Genomic DNA, 21,271 nt, shown 5'->3' with positions numbered 1-21,271 from the left:
GGATCGATGTCCTTGAGCGCTGCCGTTCTCTCCCGTCGCTCCTTACTTCATGCCGTGACGGCTGCTGTTTGCGGCTCCATCTGGAGGCCTCAGGCTGTTTTGGCTGCTTCCAAGGCCACTGATTCTGAGTGGGATCTCAGTCCTGAGTCCTGGAAACAACGTCTGACACCTGCGGCTTACAACGTCCTGCGTCAGGAGGGAACCGAGCGCCCTTTCACCAGTCCGTTGAATGATGAAAAGCGCAAAGGCACCTATCACTGTGCTGGCTGCGACCTGGCGCTGTTCTCCTCAGAGGCCAAGTTCGACAGCGGAACCGGCTGGCCCAGTTTCTGGAAGCCAATTGATCGGGCGATTGCGACGAAAGTAGATTTCAAACTGATCATTCCGCGCACGGAATACCACTGCCGACGCTGCGGAGGGCATCAGGGTCATGTGTTCAATGACGGTCCCCGGCCCACCGGCAAGCGCTACTGCAACAACGGAGTTGCCCTGCGCTTCCAGCCCGCTTGATCTGCTGGTTATCGGTGGCGGTCCTGCCGGTTACATGGCTGCGATCACGGCTGCTGAGCAGGGGGTGGGGCAGGTTTGTGTCCTGGAGGGCACGCCAGAGCCTTTGCAGAAAGTGCGCATCAGTGGAGGTGGGCGTTGCAACGTGACCCATGCCTGCTGGGACCCCCGTGAACTGGCAACCCATTACCCCCGAGGCAGCCGTCCCCTGCGTGGTCCATTCAGTCGTTTCGCCTGCGGAGATGCCATCGCCTGGTTCGATGAGCATGGGCTCACACTCGTTGAGGAGCCGGATGGTCGGATGTTTCCGCAGCAGAACAGCTCTGAGGCTGTGATTCAGTGTCTGCAGAACGCAGCCAAGGCTTCACGGGTGCAGCTACGGACGCGGGCCATGGCGCAGCAGGTGAGTTTGCACCCACAAGGCGGTTTTCAGATTGATGGCCGCGGCCTAGAGAAACCGTTGCGGGCTCACAAACTGATGCTCGCCACCGGCGGACATCCCAGCGGTCGCAAGATGGCAGAGGCCCTTGGTCATCGCGTTGTTCCGCCGGTGCCATCCCTGTTCAGCCTGTCGCTTCAGGGCAGGGAGCTGGCTCCTTGCAGCGGGATCGCCATCGATGATGTGAGCCTTGATCTGAAGCTGGATGATCAGCGTTTCAGACAGATCGGTCGGGTGCTGATCACCCATCGCGGTCTGAGCGGTCCGGCCACGCTGCGGCTCTCGGCCTTTGCGGCGAGGGCACTTCATCAGAGCGGCTATCAAGGAGAGCTCAAGGTGGATTGGAGCGCTGGCCTTGGGCACCAGCAGGTCCAGCAGCGGCTGCAGCGGTGGCGTCAGGAGCAGGCCCGGCGCACCCTTGCGGCAGCCAAGCCGTTTGAGCATCTACCGCGTCGGTTGTGGCAAGCCTTTCTGGTGATGGCTGGAGTGGATGGAAACCTGCGGTGGGCCGATCTGCCCTTAAAGGCGGAGCGTCAGTTGGTGGAGAACCTTTGCGCCCAGCGACTGTCGATTAAGGGGCGTGGGCCGTTCGGAGAGGAGTTCGTCACCGCTGGTGGGGTGGACCTGGGCGAAGTGAACCTGGCCACCATGGAAAGTCGGCGTTGTCCTGGGTTGTACCTCGCTGGTGAATTGCTGGATGTGGATGGGGTGACCGGTGGCTTTAACTTTCAGGCTTGCTGGAGTGGCGGTTGGCTAGCGGGTCAGGCGATTGCGGCCTCGGCCGCAGTTGATTAAGTGCAGATAAGCGAAAGCTGTTGTCGTACTGAGTTGAGAAATTGTCCGCTTTCTTGCTTGTTAATATCGGCTGATTTGATCTGCGTCGATTGGTGAGAGGAGGGCAACTGTTTAAGCGATTAACTATTAAGGAAACTAAATTAATTTGAGCAACTTAGGAGTGAAGACGTTGACGCTATTTGTAAGATCCAAAAAGATGTATTAAATTAAATAAATAAAATGAATTATTGCCAATAAAAATTTTCTGCTTGAGAAAAGGAAAGGACTTTAAAAATCATATACTATTTAATTTGATCAAATACGGTGAACATCGGTAAATACATTGCTAGCAGGATTGAGCCAACAATTCCTCCAACAACTACAATCATTGCTGGCTCGAGCATTGATGTGAGTGCCTTCACCATCGCCCCCACTTCATCTTCGTAAAAGTCAGCTACTTTGCTGAGCATTTTGTCCATTTCCCCGGTTTCTTCTCCGATTGAAAGCATGCTCAGAGCCATATCTGGTAAAACCTTCTGGCGGATTAGTGATGTGCTCAATAACACTCCTTCTTGCACCAGGGAACGTGAATTGAGAATTGCATCGGAAATGATTGAGTTTCCTGCTGTCTGGCTGGAAATTTCCATGGACATCAGAATTGGTACACCTGCGCGTGTCAGTGAACTGAAGATGCGACAGAACTGGGCTGTGGCTGTCATTAGAATCAGCTCACCGAACAGGGGTACTTTCAGCGTCAGTCGATCAATCGTTCGTCGACCGTTGTGTGTGTTGTAGTAACGATTCAGAAGCCAGATCAGGATCAATAGTCCACCGACGGCATACACCGCCACCATCGACCGGAGAAGATTGCTGAGATCCACAAGCAGTTGCGTGAAAGCCGGTAGTTCAGCGCCCAGGTCTTCAAAGATTCCAGCGAAAGTGGGAATCAGGAAAATGGTCATTCCCAGGAATACAAGAATGGCGATCACCAGAACCGCCACGGGATAACCGAGGGCTCCTTTGATCTGGTTCTGCAATTTGGCGTTGTCTTCCAGTAGTTTCGCTAAGCGTTTCAGGGCTTCGTCTAGAACACCACCGGCCTCACCGGCTTCCACCATGGCGATGCTGAGTTGGTCAAACACCTTTGGCCATTGCCGGATGGCAGCCCCGAGTGAAATGCCTTCATTGACATCGAGGCTCACTTTGGTCAGAGCACGTTTGAACATCGGCAGTTTCTGTTGTGTGGCCATCAGATCGAGACTGCGCACGATCGGAACACCTGCATCAACAAGAGCTGCCAGCTTGCTTGCGAAGACTGCTTTTTCTTTCACTCCTGGCGGTTTTTCGAAGGCTTTGTTGATGTCGAATGAAAACACTCCATTTGTTTCTTTTGCGTTTTTGCCTTTGGCGTTCTGGCTGGTTTGACTTGCTTTGACGTCCGTTGCACGAATCCCGCGTCGTCTCAGCAGTCGTTTCGCTTCCGTCAGGTCATCGGCCTTGATTGTGATCGTCCGGGTCTGGCCGGCGGATCCCAGATAGTTGGCGGTGAATGAGGCCATCACTCAGGGAAGCTGCAATCAGTCATCGCTGATCAGACGTTCAAGTTCTGCGGGTTTGCTCGCTTTGGCAATCGCTTCACCTCGGGAGATAGCGCCGCCGTTCACCAGATCGGCCAACGCTTTTTCCAGGGTTTGCATTCCTTGCTCCCCTCCGGTCTGAATCTGGGAATAAAGCTGGGCTGTCTTGCCTTCTCGAATCAGGTTCGCTGTGGCGGGCGTGTTGATTAGGATCTCTTGGGCCATCACGCGACCGAATTCTCCAGGTTTCGGGTTCTGGCGCCGGCAGAGCGTTTGAGAAAACACAGCCACCAGGCTTCCGGAAAGCTGAACACGGATCTGTGTTTGCTGGGCGGGGGGAAAGACGTCCACCATCCGGTCAACGGTTTGTGCAGCCGAGCTGGTGTGGAGTGTTCCAAAAACCAGGTGCCCTGTTTCAGCGGCACTGATCGCAAGCTGGATGGTCTCCAGGTCGCGCATTTCACCCACCAGGATCACGTCCGGATCTTCCCGAAGTGCGGCGCGCAGTGCGTTGGAGAAGCTGCGGGTGTCTTCATTGAGCTGTCTTTGGTGCGCCAGACTTTTGTCGCTGTGATAAACGAATTCGATCGGATCTTCGATCGTGAGGATGTGTTCGCTTCGAGTGTGGTTGATGTGATCGAGCAGGGCGGCCAGCGTGGTGGTTTTCCCTGAGCCTGTTGGGCCGGTGACAAGAACCATGCCCCGTGGTCGCTTGCTTGTTTCCAGCACTACCGGAGGCAGGTTGAGCAGTTCAACGCTTGGAATCGTGCTTCCGAGCGCACGGAGGCAGGCGGCATAGCTGCCCTTCTGGCGGTAAACATTGACGCGGAAGCGAGCCACTCCTTTGAGTCCGTAGGCGCAGTCCAGCTCCCAGGTCTGCTCAAGGGTTTTTCGTTGACTGTTGTTCAGCATCGAGAAGATCAGCTTGTTGCAGTTCTCCTCCGAGAGTGCGCTCTCCGTCATCGGACGCAGTTCTCCGCTGAAGCGGCCGTATGGCGGTTGGCCGGATGCGATGTGAAGGTCGCTGCCGCCACCCTCGACCAGTTGTTCCATCAGGTCTTCGATCATCAGATCCATGACCGGCTCCTCAATGTCGTGGTGTCAGGCAGTAGGGGCACTCCAGCCAGCCTTCCTGTAGGCCGGCCCCGCACCCTTCACAAGTCATTGTGCTTAGAGCACGCGCCCTGCGCTCGGATTCGAGGCCTGAATCCGTCAAAATCATTCGGCCAACCTCCTCAAGGGTGGTGTGGCCTCGCCGTACCAGTTCCAGGCTGTAGCCGAGCAACGTCACCATTCCGGATTCCAGGGCGAGCTGCCGGAGAACATCGGTGGTTGATCCTTTCGAAATTGCAGTCGAGATCTCCTCATTGATGCGCAGCACTTCGAAAGCACCCACCCGTCCTTTGTATCCACTGCCGTTGCAGGTCGGGCAAATCGGTTCACCATCCTTGTGTTGATGGGCCCTGTAGAACGTCACGTTCGCCTCCCGGCTGGCCATCAACCCGAACCGTCCCAGCTCCTGTTCACTCGGTTGAAAACTTTCTCGGCAAGTGCTGCAGACCCGTCGCAGCAGCCGCTGGGAAACGATCCCGATCAATGCGGCAGCCACCATGAACGGCTCGACGCCCATTTCATCGAGGCGCGCAATGGTGCTCGGTGCGTCGTTGGCGTGAAGGGTGCTGAGTACCAGGTGCCCAGTGAGTGCCGCTTCGATCGCGGTCTTGGCTGTTTCAAGATCGCGGGTTTCACCCACGAGCAGCACATCCGGATCCTGGCGCATGAAAGCTCGCAGGGCTGTTGCGAAATCGAATCCCTTCTCCCGGTTCACTTGGCACTGGGTGATTCCCGGCAGGGTGTATTCGATCGGGTCTTCAACGGTTGAAATATTGAGCCCAGGGTCGTTGCGTTCCGATAGCAACGAATAAAGCGTTGTCGATTTGCCCGATCCGGTGGGACCAGTCACCAGGATCATCCCGAAGGGTTTGGATCCGAGCTCTCGGATCAGATCAAGGGCGTTGGGGTCACTCACGAGTTTGTCCAGCCCCAGCTGGGTGGCGCTGCTGTCCAGAAGACGTAGACAAATTTTTTCGCCGAATCGACTTGGCAGGGTGTTGACCCTAAAATCGATGACCCTGTTCTTGTATTTACGCCGGATCCGGCCATCCTGAGCCTGGCGACGTTCAGCGATGTCCAGATCCGCCAGGATCTTGAAACGGGATGTCACCGCTGGGATCAGGCGATTGGGCAGCGGCTCCACGTACTGCTGAAGTACGCCGTCCTGGCGGTATCGCAGGCGTAGCCCTTTCTGCTGTGGCTCAACGTGAATGTCGCTGGCACTCACGGACATGGCCTGCAACAGGATCCGATCCACCAGGGTCACCACGGGTGATGCCTCGGCATCCCGCAAGCTCTCCTCAAGATCGATGGTGTTGCTGTTTAGCTGGGCATCGTCATCGATTTCATCGTCAAGAATCCCATCGGCACTGAATCCCTCCAGAAAACTGGATGCGGTCTCCTCGACTGAGGCTCCGCTCTCGATCTTCTGTTGGGTCTGCTCTGGTTCGGAGTTGGCTTGTGGCTCGGCTGATAACGCCGGCAATGATTTTGCAGCGGGGTTCTGTAACTGTTGCTCTTGTGGCTTTTTTTGCTGTTCCGGCAGGGCCAGAACCGCGTTCAGATCGCTTTCCAGGGTGGGATGAAGGCGGAGCTCCCGCTTGATACCGGATAAGCGACTGATCAGGTTTAACCGATCTGCTTCATTCCAATGGCTTGGAACAGCTAGATCGAGATGGTGCGCATCGAGTGCGAGCGGCATGGCTGGAAATGCCGACCATGCCGCGCGATCCATCTCGGTGATGGGATTCTCCAGCAGAGGTAGGGCCCGTTTCAACTGGGCCGGTTCGGGCACGGCTTGTTTTAGCAGAAGTTCCAGTTCCAGCCGTTGTTGGGCGCTGTCAGAGGCGACGCGAATTGGCCTGGTCTGAGTCACAGTTGGAGCACAGCAGAAAGGTGCGGGCTTCCGCAGCTTGTGGGAGGTGAGCGTCGCCCTTCAACATGTCTAGACACCAAATTCAGACCGGTCAGCATGAGCGGCGACGCCTCCAACCCTGCGCAGGACCAGACCATTGAGCCCAGCGAGGTGTCCGTCGCCCCTGAATCAGACCAGGCGGGCCCTGATGCTGTGAGTGCATCCACGGCAGCCGATCCCAGTCAGCGACTGCAGCAGCTTGAGCAGGAACTGCAGACCCTCAAACAGGAGCACGAGATGCTCCAGAGCCAATACATGCGCATCGCGGCTGATTTCGATAATTTCCGCAAACGGCAGAGCCGAGATCAGGACGATCTTCGTCAGCAGCTTGTTTGCTCCACCTTGAGTGAGATTCTCCCAGTGGTGGACAACTTCGAGCGGGCCCGTCAGCAGTTGAATCCTGAGGGAGAGGAAGCCCAGGCCCTGCATCGGAGTTATCAAGGCCTTTACAAACAATTGGTTGAGGTTCTCAAGCAGCAGGGAGTGGCCCGAATGGAAGTGGTAGGTCAGGAATTCGATCCCTCACTGCATGAGGCCGTCCTTCGTGAGGAGAGCCATGAGCACCCCGAAGATGTGGTGGTTGAAGAGCTTCAGCGTGGATATCACCTCAATGGTCGAGTCCTGCGTCACGCCATGGTGAAGGTCTCCATGGGACCAGGTCCCGGCGATGCTCCCGCACCGTCTGCTCCTGCTGACGCTGAACAGCCTGCTGCGGAGGAGGGTTGATGGCTGACTACTACGACCTGCTTGGGGTCAGTCGTGATGCCGATGCTGACACCCTCAAACGCGCTTACCGCCGCTTAGCCCGCCAATATCACCCCGACATCAACAAAGAGCCAGGAGCGGAGGATCGGTTCAAGGAAGTCGGTCGTGCTTATGAGGTTCTCAGTGATCCTCAAACAAGAGCTCGTTACGACCAGTTCGGTGAGGCCGGTCTTGGTGGTGCTGCCGGTGGCCCCGACATGGGAGACATGGGTGGTTTCGCCGATCTGTTTGAAACCTTCTTTAGTGGATTTGGTGGTGCGTCAGCTGGCGGCGGGGGGCGTCCGCGTCGTCGCGGTCCCCAGCAGGGAGATGACCTTCGTTACGACCTCACGATCAGCTTTGAGCAGGGGGTTTTCGGTGAGGAGCAGGAAATCAAGATTCCCCATCTAGAGACCTGCCAGACCTGCGGCGGCAGTGGAGCCAAAGCGGGCAGTGGACCCACGACCTGCGGTACTTGCGGGGGTGCAGGTCAGGTTCGGCGCGCGACCCGGACTCCATTCGGCAGTTTCACCCAAGTAGCAGAGTGCCCCAATTGTGGAGGGACTGGTCAGGTGATCGCCGACCCATGTTCCGCCTGTGGAGGTCAGGGTGTGCATCAGGTGCGCAAGAAACTACGGATCAATATCCCCGCTGGTGTGGACACCGGCACCCGATTGCGGGTGTCCGGAGAGGGCAATGCCGGCATGCGAGGGGGTCCATCCGGTGATTTGTACGTGTTCATCACGGTCAAGTCGCATTCCAAGTTGCGCCGCGACGGACTGACCGTCCTGAGTGACGTGAAGGTCAGTTATCTCCAGGCGATTCTGGGTGACACCATCGAGGTTGAGACCGTGGACGGAACGACGGAGCTTGAGATCCCAGCCGGGACGCAGCCGGGAGCTGTTCTCACCCTTTCTGGTAGAGGTATTCCCAAGCTCGGCAATCCGGTTGCCCGCGGTGATCAGCGCATTGCTGTCACTGTTCAGTTGCCCTCGCGTCTCTCCGACGACGAGCGGGGACTTTTGGAGCAGCTGGCCGGTCATCATTCCGCTCGGGGCAAACAGCATCACCACCACAACAGCGGTCTGTTTGCAAGGCTCTTCGGTCAGAAGTGATGAGTGGGGGTTCCCTGGACTTACGGGGTACACCCTGTCCGGTGAACTTCATCCGTTGTCGTCTGACATTGGAATCGATGCAGAGCGGTTCCTCCCTTGAGGTGCGGATTGATCGCGGTGAACCCGAAGCGATGGTGATTCCTGGATTGCGGGAGGCCGGCCATCAGGTTGAGGTCATCGGTGAAGAGGAAGGATCGATCACGCTTCAGATCATTTGTTGTAATCAGCAAAGTGAGTGATTCGGCTGGCACCGTTGTGGCCCTGCAGGCCAATTACCTCGAGGTTCAGCTGGATCATGCCCCTGCTGGCGTGCCGGATCGCTTGCTTTGCACACGACGAACCCGTCTAGCCCATCGCGGTGCGGTGGTCTACGTCGGCGATCGGGTTCATCTCGATGCCATTGATGCTGATCAGGCCCGAGCGGTGGTCGCAGATGTGGAGCCGCGCTCCAGTTGGTTGTCCCGTCCTGCGGTCGCCAATGTTTCGACTGTTGTCGTGGCGCTCTCGATCGACCAACCACGCTTTGATCCGGATCAGGCCAGTCGCTTTTTGCTGACGGCGGAAGGAACTGGCCTGGCGGTACAGCTCCTGCTCACCAAATGCGACCTGATTGATGCGGCTGATCGCCGTGCCTACCGCTCCCGTCTGAGCGGATGGGGCTATGACCCGCTCTTGATCTCCAGTGCCACTGGTGAAGGGATCGACTGTCTGCGTCAACGCTTGCAGTCGTCTTCGCTGGCCGTGATCTGCGGACCATCGGGTGTTGGTAAAAGCAGCGCTCTCAATGCGCTGATGCCTCAACTTTCCCTGCGCGTCGCTGATCTCTCCGGACGCCTCCAGCGAGGGCGACACACCACCAGGCATGTGGAGTTGTTTTCTCTGAGTCCAGGGGCGCGTGTTGCAGATACGCCCGGTTTCAACCGACCGGACATACCAGTTGATGCGAGTGAACTGGGGGTGTTGTTTCCTGAGTTGCGACGGCAGCTGGATCCCTGGCCGTGTCGGTTCAGGGATTGTCTGCATCGTGGCGAGCCCGGCTGTGGAGTCAGCCGGGACTGGGAGCGCTACGAGTTCTACATCAAGGCCCTGGATGATCTGAAGAACCTCAGCCGCCCATCCCGGGCAGGTTGAGATTGAGTCCTCCTGTGAGCTCTTCCATGCGGCCTTTCATCGTGGCGGTCGACTGCTCATAGGCAGCTTTCAAGGCTTCCAGCGTTGCAGTTTCCGTGGCTTGCTGACCTTCCTGCAGCAGTGTCGGGTCGAGTTCAACCCGCAGTGGTTGCTGATTCCCGGACAACCAGACGCCGGCTCGACCGTCGCTGCTTCGTCCCTCGATCTCCATCCCATCCAGCTCGTCCTGCAGGGCTTGAGCGTTTTGCTGGATTTCCTGAGCCTTCTTGAAGGCTTCGGTGAGCTGGCCGAAATTGGGAAGTCCGAAGCCTGCCATTGTGCTGCTGAGGTGAGCCGCAGGTTAGGGGGTGGTCGGGAATCCAAGGCGTTTCACTTCCGGATGCAGGTTGAGATCGTGATGCTCTCGAACCTGTTGCTGCACCAGACCGATCAACTGGTCGATGTCCTTCGCTGTGGCATGGCCGGTGTTGACAATGAAATTTGCGTGCAATGTGGAAACTTCCGCCCCGCCGATTCGCGTTCCCTTGAGACCGAGATCTTCGATCAAACGGCCGGCTTTGAGCGGTTCTGGATTGCGGAATACGCTGCCGCAACTCGGTTGTGTGTAGGGCTGGGTGGTGGTCCGATGACTGAGATTTTTGCTGGTCTGGCGACGCAGGGCCTTGGGATCGTGTCCAGGCTCAAGCCGGAAGCGGGCCGCGAGGACCAACAGTGGTTCCTGTTGCAGCAGGCTGTGGCGATAGTCGAATTTCAGCTGTTTGTGTTTCAGCTCGAACGGTTCGCCCCCATCCAGGGGCATGACTTCAACGGCTTCCAGCCATTCAGCAGTGCACCCCCCCTGGGCGCCTGCGTTCATCACAGCGGCTCCGCCAACGGTTCCGGGAATCCCGACGGACCAGCTCAATCCACTCAATCCGTTCTGGGCTACGCGTCTGGCGAGGGAAGGAATCGGTTCACCCGCCAGGGCGTGAACCAGTCCTGAGCTGCTGTCAAGCTCAGCCCCTTGCAGCTTGCGCAGGCAGAGGGTCAGCCCTGGCAGGCCATCGTCGTGGATGAGCAGGTTGGAACCGGCCCCGATCACCCGGCAGGGCACACCTTCTTTGCTGGCCCAGTTCAACCAGGCGGCTGTTTCTTCAATGCTGCTCGGCTCTGCCAGCCATTCGGCCGGTCCGCCGACACGCCAGGTTGTGAAGTCCGCCAAGGGGACCCTGGAGCGGGGTTGCAGGGGGGACATTGAAGTCAGGCTGCCATCGCTGACGTTGGAGGGAGTGCAGCGTCTTCGCAACTGGCCAAGCGAGACCAAAGGCTGTTGATATCGCCCGCACCCATCGCCAGAACAAGATCCTGCGGTTTGCTGTGCGTCTGGATTAGATCCACGAGCTGGTCGAGATCGTTGGCGACCTCGATGCTCAGCTCAGGCTTCAGGCGGCGAATGCAACTGGCCAGTTTGTCGCTGCACAGCCCTGGGATCGGTTGTTCTCCTGCGCTGTAAATCGGTGCCAGCAACAAGACATCGCAATTCTGCAGAGCTTGCGCGAAGTCTTGGAGGAATTCCTGGGTGCGGCTGAAGCGGTGCGGCTGGAACACGGCCAGGAGCCGTTGCGGTGGCGTGGGTAGCGGGCTGCGTCCGCCGGTCACCATCAGTCGCGCCATCTCGAGGGTGGCCTTCACCTCACTGGGGTGATGGGCATAGTCATCGACAATGTGGCGCTCCTTCCAGGTGCCGCGCAGGTCGAAGCGTCGACCAGGGCTGCGAAGACTGGCCAGACCTGATCTGAGTTGGTCGAAGGCCAAACCCTCGATCCGGCAGGCAGCCAAGGCTGCAGTGGCATTGCTCAGGTTGTGAAGGCCAGGCATCGGCAGCGTGAACTCTCCGATTGGGGTCCCGTTCTCGTAAAAACGCGCGACCGAACGATCCCCCTCTAGTGCCAGAGGCACCGAGGCGTAGTTGACGCCTTCCGGGCTGGTGACAGACCACCAGGCATCAGCGCGGAAATGGTCCCGCAAAATTGGATCATCGTGATTGGCCAGAAGGCGTTTGCAGCCTCTGCCGAACCGTTGAACGGTGGCGATCAGATCGTTGAGGTTCTTGTAATGGTCGGTGTGATCGAGTTCCAGGTTTGTGATCACGCCAAGGGACGCCTGGAATTTGACCAGTGATCCGTCCGATTCATCTGCTTCGGCCACCAAAAGCCGTCCAAGGCCGGAGTGACCATTGCTGCCTAGACAGGGAACGAGACCACCGATGACAGCGGTTGGATCCTCACCAACTGCATGAAGCAGGGTGGTGATCAGGGTGCTTGTGGTTGTTTTTCCGTGGCTGCCGGCTACCGCAATGGAAGGTTGCTGGGCAATCAGTGCTGCCAGCAGATCGGATCGATGCCAGATCTCAAGATTGATGTCCCTCGCTCTGGCGAGTTCAGGGTTGCTTTCCGGGATCGCTGTGCTGATCACCACGATCGGCCTGCCGCTGGAACTGTTCAGAAGCCCATCAATCGTGTCGGCTGTCTGGGTTGCGAAAACGCGCACACCACAGTCGCGCAGCTGTTGGACGCTGTTGTTCTCGCGCGGGTCAGAACCGCTGACCGGATGCTGACGGTCGGCCAGAATTCTTGCTAGTGCAGACATACCAACACCACCGACTCCGATGAAGTGAATGGGGCGCTGGGAGTCGAGCGGACGAGACAAGGGGTGACGTCAGAGATTCGAAAGATAGATCAGGTGTTCAAGGGCGTCTTGGGCCGTTAAGGACGATTTGTCTCTGATCAGTACAAAAAATTAGTAGGTGATGCAGAAGGAATTTTTGCTTATTTCTGTATGATCGGCGGCCAAAACCCTTAACGCGGCAACCCCGCTTCTGCCATGACCCTGCGCGTTGCGATTAATGGATTCGGCCGGATCGGTCGCAATGTGATGCGGGGTTGGATCAGCCGTGGCGCTGACACCGGTTTGGAGATTGTCGGGATGAACTCCACATCCGATCCCAAGACCAGCGCTCACCTGCTGACCTACGACTCGATTCTTGGAAAGCTTGATCCGAGCGTCAAGATCGAGACGAATGACGACACGATGATCGTCAATGGCAAGGAAATCAAATTCTTCGCTGATCGCAATCCTCTCAACTGCCCCTGGAAGGACTGGGGCGTTGATCTGGTGATCGAATCAACCGGTGTGTTCAACACCGATGAAAAAGCCAGCATGCACATCCAGGCTGGCGCCAGCAAGGTGATTTTGACGGCACCCGGCAAGGGCCCCGGTGTCGGCACCTTCGTTGTTGGTGTCAATGACGATCAATACCGCCATGAAGACTGGAACATCCTCAGTAACGCCAGCTGCACCACCAATTGCCTGGCGCCGATCGTGAAGGTGCTTGATCAGAACTTCGGCATCGACTGGGGTCTGATGACGACCATCCACAGCTATACGGGCGACCAGCGGATTCTTGACAACAGTCACCGCGACCTGCGTCGTGCCCGTGCAGCAGCTCTGAACATGGTTCCCACCACCACTGGTGCTGCCAAAGCTGTTGCCCTGGTTTATCCCGAGGTGAAGGGCAAGCTCACCGGCTTCGCCATGCGTGTTCCAACTCCGAATGTCTCGGCCGTTGACCTCACCTTCGGGCCCTCCCGCGCCACCAGCGTTGATGAAGTGAAAGCCGTGATCAAGGCCGCTTCCGAGAACGGCATGAAGGGAATCATCAAGTACAGCGATCTGCCCCTCGTCTCCACCGATTACGCCGGCACCGACGAATCGACCATCTTTGATGCGGACCTCACCTACTCAATGGGTGAAAAGGCTGTGAAGATCCTTGCCTGGTACGACAACGAGTGGGGCTACAGCCAGCGAGTGGTTGACCTGGCCGAAGTGGTGGCCAAGAACTGGAAGTGATCGATCTGCGCAGCAGATGATTCAAACCCTTCCTTCGGGGAGGGTTTTTTTTGTGGTCATGGCTTGTCGAAGTGGTCGAATCCCGGCGCCACGACAGGGGTGCGGTCATCGCTCCAGAGAACAGCATCAGTCTCCGCATGAAATGAACCGAGGCGATGGCCTTCCGGAAAGGCTTGCAGCCAGGCATCAGCCCATGACGGCGGAAGGCTCAAGATCAGCTCGAAGTCTTCACCTCCAGCCAGGCACCAGCGATCCCACGGCGGACCTTCGGGCCAGTCAACACTTTGCGGCAGCTGATCACGATCCAGCAGCGCTCCGCATTTGCTGCTGGCGCACATTCCGCGGATCCCTGCCAGAAGGCCGTCGCTGCTGTCGGTTCCACCGGCTCGCCAGGGAAGTTGCGAGGGCTTGCAGTTCAAGAGGGCCTGGAGAGCATCGAAGCGAGGTGTCGGCCGTCGATGCCGTTGGATTGCTTCAGCCTGAAGGGAAGCGCTGAGGATTGAGCGATCTGCCAGAGGATCGCTCTGCAGCAGCGCCAGTCCCAGTCGGCTGAGCCCATGGACACCACTGGTCACCAGGACATCACCTGGACAGGCATGGCCGCGATGCAGATGACAGGGACCGAGACGGCCAAGGGCGGTGAGTGAGAGCAGACGCTCCTGGCCGGTGGAACAATCCCCGCCGAGAAGAATCCCGCCGAAGCACGAGAGAGCTTCGCTCATGCCGCTGTACACCCCCTTGACCCAGTCCCAGCTGGTGTCACCTGGGGCCACCAGTGCCACGGTGATTCCGTCAATGCTGATCGCGCCGCTGGCAGCGAGATCTGAGAAGTTGGCACTGACGGCTCGCCAGCCCACATCCTCTGGTGCGGTGGTGGTTTCACTGAAGTGCACATCGTCCACCAGGACGTCGGTGTTGATGAGCAGGGGTCTGGCGTCAGCGACCAGGCAGGCCGTGTCGTCACTCAGCTGGTAAGCGGGAGCGAACCGGGCCAGGCGTTGTAGCAGCTCGGTTTCTCCCAGTCCAGCCAGGGTTTCCGTCATGCGTGAGGCTTGAGGCGATCGTCGCCATCGATCACCTTGATGGTTTTGATCCGATCGTCGGTGCTGAGTTCTTCCAAAACATCGAATCCTTCCACCACATAGCCATACGCGGCATTCCGGCCGTCCACGAGATTCAGACCAGCGGGAGTGAGTTCCGCTTCATAGAGGAACATGAAGAACTGGGAGGACCCGTCATCCAGGGCCTGGGCTGAATGAGCCCAGCCAAGGGTTCCCAGGGTGGCAAATGGAAGTGTTGGTGTCGCTTTGTAGAGGCCGACGTCCTCGAAGGTTTCGTTATAGAAGGTTTCGGGTTCACCAGGAACGCGGATTTCGAGAGGAACGTGCCGTTCCTGCTTGGTTTTTGGGTCGATATAGCCGATGGCTGGGCCTTCGGGATCACCGCTCTGCAAGACATAGAAGTCCTCCGCTCTGTTGAAGGGCAGACCGTCATAGAAGCCTCTGAGCGTCAGATCGATGAAGGCTCCAGAGGTGAGTGGAGCGTTGTATCCATCCACGACGGCGATCATCGTCCCCTGACTGGTCTGGATTTCAACGGTCGCCCGTCCCTCCAGTCTCGGAAGGGCATCGAACTCAGCCGGGATATCCACCGTGTAATCCGATGGCACCAGAAGAGCCTCAACAGCCCCGATGTCCTTGAGTGTGCTGCGGCGACTGCTAATGAAACCTGGTTTGTCGGAGGTGTCGACCTTTTCTCTCATCGTGTTGAGCCCCACGGCCACCTGATCGAGGAGGGCGTCTGCCTCGCCCTGCAGCGCGTCGGGAAGGGCTGTGACAATCGTGGCTCGACGCGTATTCAGCAGCGCTTCAGAGCGATTCACAGCCTTGGCGAGTGCACTCCAGCGTTTGGCGCGCAGGTCGTTGCTGGTTCCCTCCAGCCGATGCTGGAGTTCACGGATGTCCTGCTGGTCAAAGGGCAGGGCATCTCGCAGGATCGCCGCAGGATCCTTCACAGCATTGCCCTGGGGCAAACCGGCCCAGGCAGGGCCGGAAAGACTGAGCATTGCGATGCAGATCAGGGCGACCAGAACGGCCTTGAAACGCTGATGGACCAAGGGGGAACCCCAGTGCTGATCGGACTTTGGCACAGCCGTATGATCCCCTGAAACGTTCCGCCGGGATGATCTCCAGCAACGACTTTCGCACCGGCACCACGATTGAGATTGATGGTGCCGTTTGGCGCGTGGTGGAGTTTCTGCATGTCAAGCCTGGCAAGGGATCCGCTTTCGTGCGTACCAAGCTGAAGGCGGTCAAGACCGGAAACGTCGTCGAGAAAACATTTCGGGCTGGAGAAATGATTCCCCAGGCGATGCTGGAGAAATCCTCCCTCCAGCACACCTATATGGAGGGTGAGGATTACGTTTTCATGGATATGAGCACCTACGAGGAAACGCGCCTCAGTGCTGCTCAGATCGGTGATAGCCGCAAATATCTGAAGGAAGGAATGGAGGTGAACGTGGTGTCGTGGAACGACAAGCCTCTGGAGGTTGAATTGCCCAATTCCGTTGTTCTGGCGATCAAGGAGACCGATCCGGGTGTGAAAGGCGATACCGCAACCGGTGGCACCAAGCCCGCCATTTTGGAAACCGGTGCTCAGGTGATGGTTCCTCTTTTCCTGTCCATCGGTGAAAAGATCAAGGTGGACACTCGGAACGATGCTTACCTCGGTCGCGAGAACTGATTGCCATGCAGCTGGATCACGAACAACTGCATCGTCTGCTGGAATCTCTTGCAGACAGTGACATCCAGGAATTTCGCCTCGAAGGTGATGATTTCCGCCTGGAGGTGCGTCGCAACCTGCCGACACAGGCGGTGATGGCTCCTGTGGTGGCTGCACCGGTTCCGGCAGCAGCAGCACCGGTTGCGGCCGTGGATCCCAGCTCGAGTTCGCCTCCTCCTCCGGCGGCCTCGAGCAGAAGCGACCTGTTGGATGTCACCGCACCGATGGTCGGAACCTTCTATCGCGCACCGGCCCCCGGTGAAGACCCGTTTGTGGAGGTTGGAACCCGCATCAATGTCGGCCAAACCATTTGCATCCTCGAAGCGATGAAGCTGATGAACGAATTGGAGTCGGAGGTCAGCGGTGAAATCGTCGAGATCCTGGTCGACAATGGCACTCCAGTGGAGTTTGGTCAGGTGCTGATGCGCGTGCGGCCTGCTTAGGTCTCACTCAGTTCCCAGGCCGCCTGTATCGCAGCGATCATGCTGTCCGGTCGGGCAAGTCCCTGTCCTGCAATGTCGAAACCGGTGCCGTGATCGGGAGACGTGCGCAGGAAGGGCAACTCCAAGGTGGTGTTGACGGCGGCATCGAAGGCCAGCAGCTTCACAGGGATAAGGCCTTGATCGTGATAAAGGGCAAGGATTCCGTTCGGAGCTTTCTCATGGCAGCTGTGGTGATTCCAGGCCTGTGCCGCTTGGATCCAGCAGGTGTCCGGAGGCAGCGGCCCGTCTAGCCGAATGTCGGGATGGGCCGCTTTCCACTTCCGCAGGAGCGGGCTGAGCCATTCCGTTTCTTCCTCGCCGATCTTGCCTTCCTCGCCGGCATGGGGATTGAGACCTGCAACTGTCAGACGGGGCTTGGAGCTGAAGCGCCTGCAGAAGTTGAGCAGCACGTTGAGCTTGTGTTCGACTAGCTCTGGTGTGAGCGCCGCCGGAACCTCTTTCAAGGAAATATGGGTTGTGGCGAGCAGCGTGTTGAGTCGCCAGCCGGTCTGAGGAGACACCGCTGTGAACAGCATTGAGGATCGTGTCTGATGGGCCAGCTCTGCTAGCCGCTCTGTTTGTCCTGGGTAGGAATGGCCCGCCGCATGCCAGAGGTGTTTGGCGATCGGCGCTGTGACCAGTGCGCGACCTCCTGAATCAGTCAGGCATCTGACGCTTTCGGTCAACCATTGAAAGCTGGCCGCACCGCTGAATGCACTGGGTGTGCCGGGGGTGATTAAAGGATTGAGCGGCTGATCGAGTACTTCGAGCCGGTCCGGATCAGCGACGGTTGTGCAGCCCTGGCTCTTCAAGTGGGTGTAGGTGGCGTTCAGGCAACGGCGACAGCCCACCAGAAGTGGGCGCATCGTCGCTGGCAGATCAGGGGATGCCAATGCTTTAAGCACGACCTCCATGCCGATCCCCGCGGGATCCCCCAGGCTGATCACCAGCCGTTGGTTAGCGTCATATAAGGAGGTCATGGTTGTGCTGAGACTGCTCCTGCTGGGGTTGTTGCTGGTGGGTCTGGCGACGGGTGTACGGCAGCAGTGGCTTCAGATCCACTGGGACCGACTTTTGAACGACCTGGGTGCTGGAGCGCTTGGTGATGATGAGCCCTTCGACTTCAACCAGTGGTTGATCGGGGATCCAGAGTCTCCTTCCGGTTTGGATTAAGGGGGTCTTGCAGCCAGCAGTCGCGTAGGCCAACCCGGAAATCGGGGTGAAGGAGCTCGTACTTGAGCGTGTTGCGAAGTAAATGATTGCTAACACGACGATTTTCACTCCAGAACGAGCGAGCCATTGCACTCATGCTCTGACTTGCGGCGTCGAAATCTTCAAAGGGTGGTGGTTCCATCTGGATCAGATCGGCGGCGAACCCCAGCAGCTCTTCGCTGGGTGCGGGGCAGTCGTCGCTGATGTTCACGACCGAAGGCCACGCTCCCCCTTCAGCCTTGTGGATGAGATGCAGACAGGCTCCGGCAATGTCTTCGACATGAATCCGGCAGAACACTTGTCCAGTTTTGTGAATCATCCTTGCTCTGCCTTGTTGCAGGCCATTGATCACCGATCGTTTTGGCCCGTAAATGCCTGGTAAGCGCAGGATCTGCATCGGTAGACCGGTCCGTTGCCATGCGTTTTCGCAGGCGAGTCGCCGTCGGCTGCGGTCCTGCCCCGGTGTTGCAGGGTCCGCTTCACTCACCCAGTCGCCGCCCCGATCTCCATAGACACCTGTGGTGGAGAGATAGCCAACCCAGCGCAGCGGCAGGTCGCGCAAGGTCGGCAGAAGGTTCGTCAATACAGGCTCTCGGCCATCACGGCTTGGCGGGATGGTGCTGAGCACATGGGTGGTGCCCTCCAGGTCCTCTGGTTTCGGGCCTTGATCTGGGTTGTCGCTGTCGAAGCAGAGGTGCGTTCCGCTTGGTTCTGGATTCCGCCTTGTGCAGATCACAGGCGTTCCCTGCGCACGTAGCAGTGTTGCAAGGGTAGAACCGCTGAAGCCTCCACCAAGAATCAGCATCTTCGAGCCGGCGGGAAGCGGCCGGCTGCGGTTGACAAGATCATTCAGCATCAGTACAGATGTATTAGTTCCGTTCCGTGTTCATGGTCTGCTCCATTGGCCATTCTTCCCAAGCTTCGCTGCATCGTCATCGTGGTTGGTCGATGCGAATCGTGATCACCGCTGCCCTGCTGGTTTGCGCTGCTTTCGCGGCCCCTGAAGAGCCCAACGAACAGGCTTCGATCTGCCTCCGTCACCACTCCCCTGCGGCATGCAGGGTCTGGTGAGCGGGGTTTGATCAGGCCACCTGAAAGGTGAGGCCGCTGTCGTCTGATTTTGAAGGAACGGCTCGAGGGGTTGGTTCAGCCCATTGGAGAAGCCGGAGTGCCAGGCGCAGGTCTCCATCCATCCAGGCGCGAATCGCCATGGCGCGTCGAGGGTCATAGAACCGTTGACGTCGATACCAGTCGAAGACATCTGCGTCAGACTTCTGACCATTGCAGGACAGACAAGCTGGAACACAGTTTTCAGTGACACTCAAGCCGCCGCGGCAGCGAGGCAGAATGTGATCAATTGATTCAGATGGTTTACCGCAATAAATACAACTTTTACCAGTATGAGAGTGAAGTGATTGACGCCATCGTCGGACTCGCAATTTGGGACAAAGTTCGTCGAGGAAAACTGCATCCCTGTTATGCATCCGAGGTTCTCGGTTAAGACAATTGTGCCCGTAAAGCGCCTGAAGTCAATGTATCGGAGGCTGCAATTTCATTGATCTTTGATTGCATTGTTGTCGCAATGATTCAGATACTTGCTTGCTTGCTCGCAACCATTAAGATGAATGTTTGGAGGGCCGTCCATTAAGTCAACAGCGACTCACCGTTGTTATTTGGACCTCTCTCCATCTGGGCTGATCCGTGTGGTCAGTCCATTTGATGCGGTCACTCAGGCCCAATTACGACGCGTTCGGCCCAGGGGCAATTGGCGTGGGGTCTCCAAGGGCTGGGAATTTCCTCTGAGGGCAGCCGACGCCTTGCAGGCCAGCCTGGGTGATCGCTTTCCTGTCGCGTCTGAGTTGGCTCAGTGGCTGCACTGGAGTCGCCAGCCGTTGCCGCCGATGCCCCCCCATCGTCAACTGATTGCGCTGGCAGATCTCCACGAGACTCTCTGCGATGGTCGTCAGCCCCTCACCCATCAGCGTTCCGCTGTCCGTTGGCTTCTGGCCCGTCGTGGTGCCGTTCTTGCCGACGAAATGGGCCTTGGAAAAACACTTTCCGCCCTGCTCGCTGCCCGCGCGATGGTCCGCGCCGCTGATTTGCGGGTCCTGGTGGTAGCTCCCGTGGGACTGCACCCCCACTGGCAGCGTGAAGCGGATGTGTTGGCTCTTTCGATTGAACTGGTGAGCTGGGCGCGGTTGCCCTCCGAACTACCGGAGGCAGGCACGCTGCTCGTTGTGGATGAAGCCCACTATGCCCAGACGCTGCAGGCCCGCCGAACGGAAGCCCTACTGAAACTGGCCCGGCATCCACGCCTGCGGGCGATCTGGATGCTGACGGGAACGCCAATGAAAAACGCACGGCCAAAACAGCTTTTTCCGCTGTTGGCTGCAATCGATCATCCGATTGCCCGTGATCAGCGCCAATACGAAGCCTTGTATTGCCAGGGCCATTGGCGTGAACGACGGGGACGCCAGCAATGGGAAGCGGGAGGTGCCAGCCAATTGCAAGATTTGCGGAAGTTGACCCGCCCACTGATTCTCCATCGACGGAAGCAGCAGGTGCTGGATCTCCCTCCGAAACATCGTCAGCAGCACCCGATTGCGCTCGCTGAAGCGGAATCCCTGGGTTTTGACCACCGCGTTGATCTGGTGGTTGAGGATTACAGGCGCAGGGTGGCCTTAGGGCAGGTTCGGAACGATGCCGAGTCCCTTGCCGTGCTCACGGCCATGCGTCAGATCGCTGCTGAGTTCAAGTTGCCGGCCACACGGATGCTCCTGCTGCAGTTGCGTTCAAAAGCTGAAGCCGTTGTGGTGTTCAGCTCTTTTGTTCAGCCTCTGATGCTGTTGCAGCAACAGACCGGCGGTGAATTGCTAACCGGCCGTCAACGTCCCCTGGAACGGCAGACGGCGGTTGATCGCTTCCAGAATGGTGAAAGTGATCTTTTGTTCGCCACCTTCGGCACAGGTGGGCTTGGTTTCACCTTGCATCGTGCGCAGCATGTGGTCTTGCTGGAGAGGCCATGGACCCCCGGTGATGTGGATCAGGCTGAGGATCGCTGCCATCGCTTGGGCATGGGCAGTGGTTTGCTCTGCCACTGGATGCAGCTTGGACCTGCTGATCAGTTGGTGGACGCCCTGGTGGCCAGCAAAGCTCGACAGATCGAAATTTTGCTTGGCCCTCGCCGCATCGCCGTGGAACGTCAGTCGTTGGCTTCGATGGTCCGGCGTTGTCTGCAAGTGGCCTGACGCACTTCCAGTTCATGGCGCAGCATCGGATCATTGATCTTGCTGGAGCTGGACGCCGGGACCGTCCTGCGCAAAAGATCCAACGCTGTCTCCACATCCGCGCAGGCCAAATCGTGCTGTCCCGACAGACTCAGAACGAGCGCACGGTCATTGAGGGGAGCGATGACTCCCGGGTTTGATCGAACCTGGGCATTGCAACGGGTCAGGGCATCGTCCAATTTGCTGCTCTCAAATTCCTCAAGGCAATTCGGTTCAGGCTCTTCAAACCGTTGCCTGTCCGTTGCTGTGGGAGGTGTTGGCGCTTGACAGGCGAGTGTTCCAAGCAGGATCACCGCCATGCCTAGC

At 58.0% G+C, this 21,271-nt stretch carries 24 protein-coding genes; 12 read left to right on the top strand and 12 right to left on the bottom strand.

Annotation, left to right across the window (positions count from 1 at the left end):
* Positions 1–6: 6 nt before the first annotated feature.
* Both msrB and SIB64_RS01755 read left to right on the top strand, forming a co-directional pair.
* Complete coding sequence (gene msrB / locus SIB64_RS01760) at positions 7–510, top strand: peptide-methionine (R)-S-oxide reductase MsrB (protein ID WP_413441626.1); 504 nt, start codon at positions 7–9, stop codon at positions 508–510.
* Positions 440–1,741 carry an NAD(P)/FAD-dependent oxidoreductase gene (locus tag SIB64_RS01755; RefSeq protein WP_413441625.1) on the top strand — a complete coding sequence of 434 codons (1,302 nt, stop codon included), beginning with the start codon at positions 440–442 and terminating at the stop codon, positions 1,739–1,741. Before msrB ends, SIB64_RS01755 begins: the two co-directional genes overlap by 71 nt.
* A 281-nt stretch (positions 1,742–2,022) precedes the next feature.
* Here the strand turns inward: SIB64_RS01755 and SIB64_RS01750 are convergent, their stop codons facing one another.
* The 3 genes from SIB64_RS01750 to SIB64_RS01740 are packed head-to-tail and all read right to left on the bottom strand — an operon-like array spanning position 2,023 to position 6,145.
* On the bottom strand, positions 2,023–3,279 hold the full coding sequence (locus SIB64_RS01750) for a type II secretion system F family protein (RefSeq protein ID WP_413441624.1): 1,257 nt from the start codon (positions 3,277–3,279) through the stop codon (positions 2,023–2,025).
* Between the two features lie 18 nt (positions 3,280–3,297).
* Positions 3,298–4,374 (bottom strand): type IV pilus twitching motility protein PilT, encoded by a 1,077-nt coding sequence (locus SIB64_RS01745; protein ID WP_413441623.1) that lies wholly within the window; start codon positions 4,372–4,374, stop codon positions 3,298–3,300.
* 10 nt (positions 4,375–4,384) lie between these two features.
* Positions 4,385–6,145: a GspE/PulE family protein gene (locus SIB64_RS01740; RefSeq protein ID WP_413442821.1), complete on the bottom strand. Its 1,761-nt coding sequence runs from the start codon at positions 6,143–6,145 to the stop codon at positions 4,385–4,387.
* A 237-nt stretch (positions 6,146–6,382) separates the two neighbouring features.
* On the opposite strand from SIB64_RS01740, the gene grpE reads away from it, so the two are divergent.
* The 4 genes from grpE to rsgA are packed head-to-tail and all read left to right on the top strand — an operon-like array spanning position 6,383 to position 9,315.
* Positions 6,383–7,051, top strand: coding sequence for a nucleotide exchange factor GrpE (gene grpE, locus SIB64_RS01735; protein WP_413441622.1), 669 nt, complete (start codon positions 6,383–6,385; stop codon positions 7,049–7,051).
* Positions 7,051–8,184 carry a molecular chaperone DnaJ gene (gene dnaJ / locus SIB64_RS01730; RefSeq protein WP_413441621.1) on the top strand — a complete coding sequence of 378 codons (1,134 nt, stop codon included), beginning with the start codon at positions 7,051–7,053 and terminating at the stop codon, positions 8,182–8,184. The genes grpE and dnaJ overlap by 1 nt, the downstream gene beginning before the upstream one ends.
* Positions 8,184–8,423 carry a sulfurtransferase TusA family protein gene (locus tag SIB64_RS01725; protein WP_413441620.1) on the top strand — a complete coding sequence of 80 codons (240 nt, stop codon included), beginning with the start codon at positions 8,184–8,186 and terminating at the stop codon, positions 8,421–8,423. Before dnaJ ends, SIB64_RS01725 begins: the two co-directional genes overlap by 1 nt.
* Positions 8,407–9,315: a ribosome small subunit-dependent GTPase A gene (gene rsgA, locus SIB64_RS01720; RefSeq protein WP_413442820.1), complete on the top strand. Its 909-nt coding sequence runs from the start codon at positions 8,407–8,409 to the stop codon at positions 9,313–9,315. Before SIB64_RS01725 ends, rsgA begins: the two co-directional genes overlap by 17 nt.
* Here rsgA and SIB64_RS01715 read toward each other — a convergent pair.
* Genes SIB64_RS01715 through murC form a run of 3 tightly spaced genes read right to left on the bottom strand, consistent with a single transcriptional unit; the run spans position 9,290 to position 12,003 of the window.
* The gene (locus tag SIB64_RS01715; RefSeq protein ID WP_413441619.1) at positions 9,290–9,631 is read right to left on the bottom strand and encodes a YbaB/EbfC family nucleoid-associated protein; all 342 of its coding nucleotides are present in this window, start codon (positions 9,629–9,631) and stop codon (positions 9,290–9,292) included. The two genes, rsgA and SIB64_RS01715, sit on opposite strands and share 26 nt — an antisense overlap.
* A 24-nt stretch (positions 9,632–9,655) precedes the next feature.
* Positions 9,656–10,549 (bottom strand): UDP-N-acetylmuramate dehydrogenase, encoded by an 894-nt coding sequence (gene murB / locus SIB64_RS01710; protein WP_413441618.1) that lies wholly within the window; start codon positions 10,547–10,549, stop codon positions 9,656–9,658.
* A gap of 5 nt (positions 10,550–10,554) precedes the next feature.
* Entirely contained in the window at positions 10,555–12,003 is a 1,449-nt protein-coding gene (murC, locus tag SIB64_RS01705; protein WP_413441617.1) for a UDP-N-acetylmuramate--L-alanine ligase, read from the bottom strand.
* A gap of 174 nt (positions 12,004–12,177) precedes the next feature.
* Here murC and gap point away from each other — a divergent pair, with 174 nt between their 5' ends.
* The gene (gene gap, locus SIB64_RS01700; protein ID WP_413441616.1) at positions 12,178–13,203 is read left to right on the top strand and encodes a type I glyceraldehyde-3-phosphate dehydrogenase; all 1,026 of its coding nucleotides are present in this window, start codon (positions 12,178–12,180) and stop codon (positions 13,201–13,203) included.
* A 56-nt stretch (positions 13,204–13,259) separates the two neighbouring features.
* Here the strand turns inward: gap and thiL are convergent, their stop codons facing one another.
* A complete protein-coding gene (gene thiL, locus SIB64_RS01695; protein ID WP_413441615.1) occupies positions 13,260–14,246 on the bottom strand; it encodes a thiamine-phosphate kinase in 987 nt (328 codons plus the stop codon).
* The gene (locus tag SIB64_RS01690) at positions 14,243–15,352 is read right to left on the bottom strand and encodes a peptidylprolyl isomerase (RefSeq protein ID WP_413441614.1); all 1,110 of its coding nucleotides are present in this window, start codon (positions 15,350–15,352) and stop codon (positions 14,243–14,245) included. The genes thiL and SIB64_RS01690 overlap by 4 nt, the downstream gene beginning before the upstream one ends.
* A gap of 32 nt (positions 15,353–15,384) precedes the next feature.
* Here SIB64_RS01690 and efp point away from each other — a divergent pair, with 32 nt between their 5' ends.
* Together efp and accB are read left to right on the top strand one after the other, a co-directional pair.
* A complete protein-coding gene (efp, locus tag SIB64_RS01685; RefSeq protein ID WP_413442819.1) occupies positions 15,385–15,945 on the top strand; it encodes an elongation factor P in 561 nt (186 codons plus the stop codon).
* Positions 15,945–16,427, top strand: coding sequence for an acetyl-CoA carboxylase biotin carboxyl carrier protein (gene accB, locus SIB64_RS01680; protein WP_413442818.1), 483 nt, complete (start codon positions 15,945–15,947; stop codon positions 16,425–16,427). Before efp ends, accB begins: the two co-directional genes overlap by 1 nt.
* On the opposite strand, the gene pdxA is transcribed toward accB, so the two are convergent.
* A complete protein-coding gene (pdxA, locus tag SIB64_RS01675) occupies positions 16,424–17,446 on the bottom strand; it encodes a 4-hydroxythreonine-4-phosphate dehydrogenase PdxA (protein ID WP_413441613.1) in 1,023 nt (340 codons plus the stop codon). The two genes, accB and pdxA, sit on opposite strands and share 4 nt — an antisense overlap.
* On the opposite strand from pdxA, the gene SIB64_RS01670 reads away from it, so the two are divergent.
* Positions 17,445–17,639 carry a hypothetical protein gene (locus SIB64_RS01670; RefSeq protein WP_413441612.1) on the top strand — a complete coding sequence of 65 codons (195 nt, stop codon included), beginning with the start codon at positions 17,445–17,447 and terminating at the stop codon, positions 17,637–17,639. The two genes, pdxA and SIB64_RS01670, sit on opposite strands and share 2 nt — an antisense overlap.
* Here SIB64_RS01670 and SIB64_RS01665 read toward each other — a convergent pair.
* Positions 17,590–18,534, bottom strand: coding sequence for an SDR family oxidoreductase (locus SIB64_RS01665; RefSeq protein ID WP_413441611.1), 945 nt, complete (start codon positions 18,532–18,534; stop codon positions 17,590–17,592). The two genes, SIB64_RS01670 and SIB64_RS01665, sit on opposite strands and share 50 nt — an antisense overlap.
* A 32-nt stretch (positions 18,535–18,566) precedes the next feature.
* Between SIB64_RS01665 and SIB64_RS01660 the strand changes: the two genes are divergently transcribed.
* A complete protein-coding gene (locus SIB64_RS01660) occupies positions 18,567–18,749 on the top strand; it encodes a hypothetical protein (RefSeq protein ID WP_413441610.1) in 183 nt (60 codons plus the stop codon).
* An 11-nt stretch (positions 18,750–18,760) separates the two neighbouring features.
* Here SIB64_RS01660 and SIB64_RS01655 read toward each other — a convergent pair whose 3' ends face one another.
* The gene (locus SIB64_RS01655) at positions 18,761–19,162 is read right to left on the bottom strand and encodes an HNH endonuclease (RefSeq protein WP_413441609.1); all 402 of its coding nucleotides are present in this window, start codon (positions 19,160–19,162) and stop codon (positions 18,761–18,763) included.
* A 141-nt stretch (positions 19,163–19,303) separates the two neighbouring features.
* Here SIB64_RS01655 and SIB64_RS01650 point away from each other — a divergent pair, with 141 nt between their 5' ends.
* Positions 19,304–20,926, top strand: a complete 1,623-nt coding sequence (locus SIB64_RS01650) for a DEAD/DEAH box helicase (protein WP_413441608.1) — start codon at positions 19,304–19,306, stop codon at positions 20,924–20,926.
* On the opposite strand, the gene SIB64_RS01645 is transcribed toward SIB64_RS01650, so the two are convergent.
* Positions 20,881–21,264, bottom strand: a complete 384-nt coding sequence (locus SIB64_RS01645; RefSeq protein ID WP_413441607.1) for a hypothetical protein — start codon at positions 21,262–21,264, stop codon at positions 20,881–20,883. The genes SIB64_RS01650 and SIB64_RS01645 overlap by 46 nt on opposite strands.
* Between the last annotated feature and the right edge of the window lie 7 nt (positions 21,265–21,271).

It is taken from the genome of Synechococcus sp. MIT S1220 (assembly GCF_047303025.1).
GTDB lineage: Bacteria > Cyanobacteriota > Cyanobacteriia > PCC-6307 > Cyanobiaceae > Parasynechococcus.
The sequence above is the reverse complement of the archived record's forward strand: the minus strand, read 5'-3'. Positions and strand labels throughout refer to the sequence as shown.

Bases quoted from the DNA above. Each gene is read 5' to 3' on its own strand.
- msrB (WP_413441626.1), top strand. From the start codon at position 7: ATGTCCTTGAGCGCTGCCGTTCTCTCCCGTCGCTCCTTACTTCATGCC.
- SIB64_RS01755 (WP_413441625.1), top strand. From the start codon at position 440: ATGACGGTCCCCGGCCCACCGGCAAGCGCTACTGCAACAACGGAGTTG.
- SIB64_RS01750 (WP_413441624.1), bottom strand. From the start codon at position 3,279: ATGGCCTCATTCACCGCCAACTATCTGGGATCCGCCGGCCAGACCCGG.
- SIB64_RS01745 (WP_413441623.1), bottom strand. From the start codon at position 4,374: ATGGATCTGATGATCGAAGACCTGATGGAACAACTGGTCGAGGGTGGC.
- SIB64_RS01740 (WP_413442821.1), bottom strand. From the start codon at position 6,145: ATGGATCGCGCGGCATGGTCGGCATTTCCAGCCATGCCGCTCGCACTC.
- grpE (WP_413441622.1), top strand. From the start codon at position 6,383: ATGAGCGGCGACGCCTCCAACCCTGCGCAGGACCAGACCATTGAGCCC.
- dnaJ (WP_413441621.1), top strand. From the start codon at position 7,051: ATGGCTGACTACTACGACCTGCTTGGGGTCAGTCGTGATGCCGATGCT.
- SIB64_RS01725 (WP_413441620.1), top strand. From the start codon at position 8,184: ATGAGTGGGGGTTCCCTGGACTTACGGGGTACACCCTGTCCGGTGAAC.
- SIB64_RS01715 (WP_413441619.1), bottom strand. From the start codon at position 9,631: ATGGCAGGCTTCGGACTTCCCAATTTCGGCCAGCTCACCGAAGCCTTC.
- murB (WP_413441618.1), bottom strand. From the start codon at position 10,549: ATGTCCCCCCTGCAACCCCGCTCCAGGGTCCCCTTGGCGGACTTCACA.
- gap (WP_413441616.1), top strand. From the start codon at position 12,178: ATGACCCTGCGCGTTGCGATTAATGGATTCGGCCGGATCGGTCGCAAT.
- thiL (WP_413441615.1), bottom strand. From the start codon at position 14,246: ATGACGGAAACCCTGGCTGGACTGGGAGAAACCGAGCTGCTACAACGC.
- efp (WP_413442819.1), top strand. From the start codon at position 15,385: ATGATCTCCAGCAACGACTTTCGCACCGGCACCACGATTGAGATTGAT.
- SIB64_RS01670 (WP_413441612.1), top strand. From the start codon at position 17,445: ATGGTTGTGCTGAGACTGCTCCTGCTGGGGTTGTTGCTGGTGGGTCTG.
- pdxA (WP_413441613.1), bottom strand. From the start codon at position 17,446: ATGACCTCCTTATATGACGCTAACCAACGGCTGGTGATCAGCCTGGGG.
- SIB64_RS01665 (WP_413441611.1), bottom strand. From the start codon at position 18,534: ATGCTGAATGATCTTGTCAACCGCAGCCGGCCGCTTCCCGCCGGCTCG.
- SIB64_RS01660 (WP_413441610.1), top strand. From the start codon at position 18,567: ATGGTCTGCTCCATTGGCCATTCTTCCCAAGCTTCGCTGCATCGTCAT.
- SIB64_RS01655 (WP_413441609.1), bottom strand. From the start codon at position 19,162: ATGCATAACAGGGATGCAGTTTTCCTCGACGAACTTTGTCCCAAATTG.
- SIB64_RS01650 (WP_413441608.1), top strand. From the start codon at position 19,304: ATGTTTGGAGGGCCGTCCATTAAGTCAACAGCGACTCACCGTTGTTAT.
- SIB64_RS01645 (WP_413441607.1), bottom strand. From the start codon at position 21,264: ATGGCGGTGATCCTGCTTGGAACACTCGCCTGTCAAGCGCCAACACCT.